General features: G+C 45.5%; 5 protein-coding genes. 4 read left to right on the top strand and 1 reads right to left on the bottom strand.

The features are described 5' to 3' along the window. A partial coding sequence (locus A3756_RS00815; protein WP_368664555.1) for an MORN repeat-containing protein occupies positions 1–444 on the top strand: 444 nt, incomplete at its 5' end. Between the two features lie 90 nt (positions 445–534). Continuing rightward, positions 535–1,620, top strand: a complete 1,086-nt coding sequence (locus A3756_RS00810; protein WP_231872053.1) for a response regulator — start codon at positions 535–537, stop codon at positions 1,618–1,620. A 9-nt stretch (positions 1,621–1,629) separates the two neighbouring features. On the opposite strand, the gene A3756_RS00805 is transcribed toward A3756_RS00810, so the two are convergent. Then, a complete protein-coding gene (locus A3756_RS00805) occupies positions 1,630–2,286 on the bottom strand; it encodes a nucleotidyltransferase family protein (protein WP_068512482.1) in 657 nt (218 codons plus the stop codon). Between the two features lie 167 nt (positions 2,287–2,453). Between A3756_RS00805 and A3756_RS00800 the strand changes: the two genes are divergently transcribed. Further along, entirely contained in the window at positions 2,454–4,661 is a 2,208-nt protein-coding gene (locus A3756_RS00800; RefSeq protein ID WP_082865016.1) for a YgiQ family radical SAM protein, read from the top strand. Positions 4,662–4,797: 136 nt separating this feature from the next. Next, positions 4,798–6,363 carry a SulP family inorganic anion transporter gene (locus tag A3756_RS00795; protein WP_068512480.1) on the top strand — a complete coding sequence of 522 codons (1,566 nt, stop codon included), beginning with the start codon at positions 4,798–4,800 and terminating at the stop codon, positions 6,361–6,363. Positions 6,364–6,486 lie beyond the last annotated feature (123 nt).

Here is a 6,486-nt window from a genome sequence, read left to right as displayed (position 1 = left end):
ACCGGTGACATCTATACAGGTTTCTGGATTGATGGCGTGCTCAATGGGCAAGGCTCTCTTACAACCAAGGGGGGCCTACTATATGTTGGCGGCTTCTCAGACAATTTATTCCACGGTAACGGTTCCCTAACCTACCCGGATGGCGGACACTACGAAGGTTCATTCTCTAACGGTATGTTCCACGGCAAGGGTGTCGAAACCTATGCGAACGGTAAAAAGTATGTCGGACAATTTATTGATGGCCTCTATCACGGTAAGGGAGAGATCCTAAACCCTAATGGAAGTAAGATCACCGGCACATTTAAAGATGGAAAGCCATTTGGCAAGGCAACGCTAACCACAGCAGAAGGCGAAGTGTTTACTGCCAGATCCAGCGAGCCTGGCGTGTGTTACCGGCAAAAAAGTTATCGAGCAACGGAGTGTCCTAAGCTAGAAGGCTGGTAATCAACGTTTGCAATTAGACACAAACGGCCAGCTACGACACGTCCATACAGAATTTTAAAGTACGAATTTGAATAGAGATTAACGAGGTATATGATGACAATTAAAAGCGCTTTATTGGTAGATGACTCCAAGGTCGCCAGGTTTGCATTGAGTAAGCTTTTAGAGAAAATCAGCCTTAAAGTCGATATGGTTAACTCCGGCGAAGAAGCCTTATCATATTTGGCGTCCAACAATAATCCTGACGTTATTTTTATGGATCAGCTCATGCCGGGTATGAACGGCGTTGACGCTACCAAAGAAATAAAAATGAATCCTGAGACATCAGAGATTCCCATTATTATGTGCACCTCAAAAAAGTCAGATGAATTCTCTGAAGATGCACGTAACTTTGGTATTTATGGTGTGCTAACCAAACCTGCTGAGTCTCAGCAAGTGGTAGAGCTTATTGAAAAGCTCACTAGCGACATAGCTAATAACACGCTACCCAAACCTGCGATTTCTATCTCTCTTAGTGATCAGGAACAGGCTCAACTTGGTAAAATCAGCAAAACTGAGCTTCCGGACGAACTTCAAGACAAACCTGCCGCAGCGCCGAGTGTCGAAGCTTCGTCTGATATCATTGAACAAGTCGCTCGATCAGCCGTAAAAGCGAATGTTAACAACCGCCTTCACGAGCTCCTATCCAGTCTATTCGACGAGCAATACGATCATGTCAAACGCATCCTGAGTGATTCAAAGCAAGAGCAGCAGGATCACTTAAAAGGCATCATGGATGAATACGTCAACGAAATTAATAAGAAAACTGAGTCCATTAAAGAGGAAGTTGCTGCAGAAGTAAGTCTGTTTTTAGGAAACCAACTCACTGAATTTAAGCAAGAGCTTCTGGATAGCAAAGCTCATACAGGCTTAGACCCTGTACAAATTGAAGAATTAAAAGAGCACCTTAGCTCTAGCCAATCTATGGACACTGAGTTTTGGCAACGCTTACAGGGTGACGCAATAAAACAAGCTCATGAAATCACGCGCGAAACTGCAGAAGACGTCGCAGCACAAACAATTGAAACCTATATCAGGCAAAACCGAGCTGCTTCCAATAAGTTTTATGGCATGGCGCTGGCGGCCAGCATAGGTGTATTCGCAGTCGGTATTGCTGTTACTGCAGGACTGTTTGGCTAAGCACTTGAATCAGCATACTGAAGTGACTGCCAAGCGTAAGCGCTCCAGGTCACTTTCAGTATCAACATCCTGAACTCGCCCGCCGAGGTAAACAGGCGTCGTTTTGTTGCGCAAGATTATGCCTTTCGCGCCGCCCTGATTTCCCGGTACAGCCAAGCCTTTTAGCTGAGGCAAATACGACCAAGGAAAGTATGCGGGCACTCCAAGACTAAGCTCCTTGTCCTCTTCTTGATATCCTGCACAAATTATTTCATTCGCTTGCTCATTAACTAAAGTACAGTATTTGCGCAAGTCACTTGTTTCTATTAAGGGCTGATCCCCAAGCAAGAACAACAGGCCATCCACGTTTTCATCTGTCAGCAGGGCTTCGCTCTCTGCAGATGATGCTGCGCTAGCAATGACCTTTCCCATTCCCTCTTGCCATGCACTCTCATGTAAAACCTTTGCAACACCAAAAGAAAGCACACTGTTAATTTCTTTGTAATTAGCGCCCAGCATCACCCAGGTTTTTGGGAAGACCTGAGACACCGTATCAAACACATGTTGCAACAAGGGTTTCCCGTGCCAATCAGCCAGCTGTTTAGGCGAACCGAAACGACTCGATTCTCCAGCTGCCAGGATCACCGCAATAATATTTTTGGCTTCGACGACTTGTTTATCACTCACATTGAGTTCCAGAATAAATTCTATTTATAGGGCTAAGGTGCCTGATAAATATAGAAATTACCACATAGAATAAGCATACCCTACGATATGTATACCAAGAAGCACTAGGCCCAAATAGAAAGACCATGTAAAATAGTCAACTATTCTTACTTAAGCAGCCGAAAACTATGCAAGCCGACACCTCTCTTTTTTCTTATCCTAAGTACTGGGCAGAATGCTTCGGTATTGCACCCTTCCTACCCATGTCTCGTGAGGAAATGGATACTCTGGGTTGGGATAGTTGCGATGTTATTATCATTTGCGGTGACGCTTACGTCGACCACCCCAGCTTTGGCATGGCGGTCATTGGTCGGCTGCTAGAGTCTCAAGGTTATCGAGTTGGAATTATTGCCCAGCCGGACTGGACATCGAAAGATGATTTTCAAAAGCTTGGTAAGCCAAATTTATTTTATGCGGTTTCTGCGGGCAACATGGACTCGATGATCAATCGTTATACAGCTGATCTGAAGATTCGCCATGACGATGCCTACACCCCAAACAACGAGGGTGGTAAGCGCCCTGACCGTGCAGTAACGGTTTATAGTCAGCGCTGTAGAGAAGCCTACAAAGATATCCCGGTTGTGATCGGTGGGATTGAAGCTAGCCTACGCCGAATCGCTCAATACGACTACTGGTCAGACAAGGTAAAACGATCGGTTCTGATGGACTCAAAAGCAGATATCCTACTTTATGGGAATGCAGAGCGAGCAATATCTGAGGTAGCCCTACGTATATCCCGAGGTGAACACCCCAAGGATATGAAAGATATCAAAGGAACAGCTTGCCTACTAAAAGAATTGCCAGAAGGCTGGAATATAAAAGATTCCTCGCGCATCGAAAAACCAAAAGCGCTTGACCCAGCGAACCACCCGTTCCAGAAAAACCCTTATCAAGAAACTGAAATAGAAGGTTCCGAGTCGACAAGTAAATGCGCCGACAATCAGCAAGTCGATAAAGCAGAGCCAATCAAAATTTTACCATTTCCAGAACAAAGCGCTGATAAAGAGAGAGAATTTATCTTACTCCCCTCTTTTGAAAAGGTTTCCAAGGACCCTGTGCTTTATGCTCACACCTCCCGAATACTGCACCTGGAAACTAATCCAGCCAATGCCCGAGCCATTGTTCAGCCTCACGATCAACGCTATGTTTGGGTAAACCCACCAGCCATTCCTCTATCGACAGATGAACTTGATAGCGTCTTCGAACACGCTTATCAGCGAGTGCCTCATCCTAGCTACGGTGATGCAAAAATTCCTGCCTACGAGATGATACGTTTCTCGGTCAATATTATGAGAGGCTGTTTTGGTGGCTGTTCATTCTGCTCGATCACAGAACATGAAGGCAGAGTAATACAGAGTCGATCAGAAGATTCCGTTATCCATGAGATTGAGCGAATCAGGGATATGACACCCGGTTTCACCGGCACCATTTCTGATCTGGGCGGACCTACTGCAAACATGTACCATCAGAATTGTCGCTCAGAGGAAATTCATGCAAGTTGTCGTCGACTGTCATGCGTCTATCCTTCAATTTGCAAAAATCTGATTACTGACCACTCGCCCACAACAAATCTATACCGACGCGCCAGAACACTACCCGGAATTAAACGCATACTTATTGCTTCCGGCTTACGCTACGACCTAGCAGTAGAAGACCCGGAATATATAAAGGAACTTGTTACACACCATGTAGGCGGCTACCTGAAAATTGCACCGGAACATACTGAGAGCGGCCCTTTATCAAAAATGATGAAACCCGGCATGGGCACTTATCATCGCTTTAAAGAACTATTTGAAAAATATTCTGCCGAAGCCGGAAAAAAGCAATACCTTATTCCTTACTTCATATCAGCTCACCCTGGCACGCGCGATGTCGATATGATGAACTTGGCATTATGGTTAAAAGAAAACGGATTTAGGGCGGATCAGGTACAAAACTTTTATCCCTCACCGATGGCTAGCGCCACCGCCATGTACCATTCCGAGAGAGATCCGCTCCACCGGATCAATTACAAGACAGAAAAGGTGTCCATTCCCAAGGGCATAAAACAGCGACGCCTACATAAAGCGTTTTTGAGATATCACGACCCGGACAACTGGCCACTGTTGCGAGAAGCGCTTAAAGCGATGGGTAAGGCTCATTTGATTGGCTATGGGAAAAAACATCTCGTTCCACCAAACCAACCAGTTAAAGGTACTAAGCAAGGTGCCAAGATGAGCCAGAATAGAAAAGCGGCTCAAAGACCAGGAAATAAGAACAAGCAGGGAAATAGAAAGAATCAAAAGGGAAAGATTCTGACCCAGCATACTGGCCTTCCTCCCCGTAAAAGTAAGTAAGAATATTTAACAGACCTAAAAGTGTGCAGCAATACTCACAAATTTGTATTGCTGCACAACAATCCCTATAATCCGCCCCCCCGTTTAAACGACATTTTAATGACCGAGAGAAGCCTTCTCTCAACCAGAGGTATTCATGTTCGAACCCCGCGCAAGCTCGCATCTCAGTATCAAGAACGACGTCCTATCCGGCTTAACCGTTGCATTGGCGCTAGTCCCTGAAGCTGTTGCATTTGCCTTTGTTGCAGGCGTGGAGCCAATTGTTGGTTTGTATGCTGCTTTCATGGTCGGACTCATTACGGCTTGTATCGGTGGTCGACCAGGAATGATTTCGGGTGCTACCGGTGCTCTTGCCGTTGTTATGGTATCGCTGGTCGCACAACACGGTGTTGAATACCTCTTTGCTACGGTAGTTTTAATGGGAATCATACAAATTGCGGCAGGCATGCTAAAACTAGGCAAGTTTATTCGCATGGTTCCCCACCCGGTTATGCTTGGCTTCGTTAACGGCCTCGCGATTGTGATTTTCCTCGCTCAACTTAGCCAGTTTGGAGAAAACAACGGCACGGGCTGGTTGCAAGGAACAGGACTAGAAGGTTCCATTATTGATATTGCCTGGCTCGAAAGTAATGCCATGATCACAATGCTTACTCTCGTTTTTGCTACCATGGCTATTATTCATTTCTTACCCAAATTAACCAAGGCGATACCTTCATCACTGGCAGCCATTGTCATTGTCTCTTTGGTCGTCATTTTCTTTGGCCTTGATACTCGAGTGGTAGGTGACGTTGCATCAATTTCCGGCTCTTTACCTAGTTTTAGCATTCCATCAGTGCCTTTCACTCTGGAGACATTGTGGATCATCTTGCCTTATTCTTTCATATTGGCAGCGATTGGCTTGATTGAATCTCTATTAACCCTCACGCTTATCGATGAAATGACACAAACTCACGGTAAAGGTAACCAAGAGTGTATCGGTCAAGGCGTGGCAAATACTGTAACGGGTTTCTTCGGTGGCATGGGTGGCTGTGCAATGATCGGCCAAAGCATGATCAACGTTAATTCAGGTGGTCGCGGCAGACTGTCCGGTATATCTGCAGGCTTATTCCTACTCTGCTTCATCTTATTTGCCGCGCCTCTGATTGAACAGATCCCCGTTGCTGCACTAGTCGGCGTTATGTTCATCGTTGTCATCGGTACCTTTGAATGGTCCAGCTTCCGAATTCTTCGAAAAGTTCCCCGCTCTGACGCTTTTGTATTAATCCTGGTATCTGGTGTCACAGTGGCAACAGACTTGGCAATTGCAGTAATCGTAGGTGTAATTGTTTCCGCGCTCGTCTTTGCCTGGGAACACGCGAAGCATGTGTATATTCACGAGAAAGAGAATGAAGAAGGTTCAACGGTCTACGAAGTAGAAGGCCCCCTGTTCTTTGGTTCAATTGCGAACTTCCTAGAGCAATTTGATGTTCAAGCGGGCAACGACGACATTATTATCGACTTCGCTCAATCCAGAGTATACGACCACTCAGGCATTGAGGCGATCGACACACTAGCCGAGCGCTACCTGAACGCAAACAAGACTTTACACATTCGCCATCTAAGCCCGGAATGTAGAAGCTTGCTTAAAAACGCCGGTGATTTGATCGAAGTCAACGTGATAGAAGATCCGAACTACCATATTGCGACAGATAAGCTAGACTAAGACTTGAATTTAGTTGCCCTTCCTAGCAGGAGCTTATCAGATGACTAGTAAAGATAAATTTGGTTTAGATAAAGTACTTAATCGCTTTAATAAAGAGTTCGAGAAGACATCCGATCATTTTAA

The organism is Oleiphilus sp. HI0086 (assembly GCF_001635225.1).
Note: the sequence above shows the minus strand (reverse complement) of the source record. Positions and strands in the feature narration are given on the sequence as shown.

Bases quoted from the DNA above. Each gene is read 5' to 3' on its own strand.
- A3756_RS00810 (WP_231872053.1), top strand. From the start codon at position 535: ATGATGACAATTAAAAGCGCTTTATTGGTAGATGACTCCAAGGTCGCC.
- A3756_RS00795 (WP_068512480.1), top strand. From the start codon at position 4,798: ATGTTCGAACCCCGCGCAAGCTCGCATCTCAGTATCAAGAACGACGTC.
- A3756_RS00800 (WP_082865016.1), top strand. From the start codon at position 2,454: ATGCAAGCCGACACCTCTCTTTTTTCTTATCCTAAGTACTGGGCAGAA.